Source organism: Bradyrhizobium sp. U531 (assembly GCF_051710265.1).
Classification (GTDB): Bacteria; Pseudomonadota; Alphaproteobacteria; order Rhizobiales; family Xanthobacteraceae; genus Bradyrhizobium.
This window is the reverse complement of record NZ_JASVEN010000033.1, coordinates 1-1,294: the sequence shown is the minus strand read 5'-3', so window position 1 is coordinate 1,294 and position 1,294 is coordinate 1. Positions and strand designations below refer to the sequence as shown.

At 45.4% G+C, this 1,294-nt stretch carries 1 protein-coding gene; it reads left to right on the top strand.

Annotated elements, in window-relative coordinates; translation table 11 throughout:
- The coding region (locus QRQ56_RS39170; RefSeq protein WP_438747115.1) for a hypothetical protein at positions 1-1,078 on the top strand (1,078 nt) is incomplete at its 5' end.
- Positions 1,079-1,294 lie beyond the last annotated feature (216 nt).

The window sequence follows — 1,294 nt, the reverse complement described above, 5'->3', positions numbered from 1 at the left end:
CGGAGGTTGGAGACTGTGGGGCTTTTTCTCTTCCGTAAAAACAAGCGCGAGCCCTCCTTCCACAACCTGTGTTATCAGAGACACAGACCCAGTGGAAGAATCCGATACTGCTCGACTCGAGGAAGCGACGGATCCAATGGAGACTTCCATCCAAGTGAAGACATGGGAATGGGCAAACGAGCTGATCCTCGCAAAAATACAGCTTCTCCATTATAGTTGTGAGAAAAGCTGTACGCTCGAGGCTATGTATACGGAAACGAAAGGGGATCCCCAATCGGAACTCTTCCCCCTGTATTTGGGGATATTCACGGAAAAACGGGTTCGTCAAACCCTGTTTGATGAATTGGAATCCTTAAGAATCAAAAAAGAGCTCTTCCGGCATACCTATCCAGTAGTCAGAGAACACGTAGCACAGGGTCACGGAGTCCCGTTCGAGTTTTATAATGCTGAGGTATGGAAAAAGCTCAACAAGCTCGAATCAAGAAATAAGGAGCTCAGGCGGACTAACGCGATGGTTCCTTCATATTCCGAAAGTAACAATGCCCGCCTCGCGGAGATCCGACATAAGAATGCCCACCGCGCGCAGATCCGACAATCTAACCGGATCGAGGATTTGGATCCTGCTATCGAAGCATGGGCATTGGCATACGCCCTGATCCGCGCAAAAAGAAAGCTCATCGATGCTAGTTTGGATAAAAGCTGTACACTCGAGAGCACCTACAAAAAAATGCGATGGGACCGCGAATCAATACCGATGTCTTTGGCTTCGGAGATAAAACAGGAACAGCGAGTCATTCAAACTATCATTGCGGAAATCGGCTCCGTATCAAGAGAGATGACTATTTTGGAAGACACTTATCCTCGAGTCAGAAAAAAAAGACTAAAACACGGTTACGGGCCCGCATTCACTCTTGATAAGGCTCAGACGAATCAAACTAGTCTTTTGTGGAAAAATCTCCGCACTCTGGAATCTCAAAATAGCAGAAGTACTTATCTTAGCAATCTTGGAAATACTGCTATCACTCGAACAACAGCTCCTTTCAATTCCCAAAGGACTCTTCTTCGGATTCGGGATTAATCCACAACTCTTGAAAGGTGCAGAGCAATACACAAACAAGAATTTGAATTCTTGTTTGTGTATTGCTATTGCTCTTTTTGTGCCTTTCAGTGGCCAAATATGCTTTCACGTTTTTCTCGATTTCTATGATCATGATCCTAGAGGGCCCCTTTGACCATTCTGTATAAATGGGATATTATTCTATTTGTAGAGTCTAGGGTCAAGGGGCACACCCTT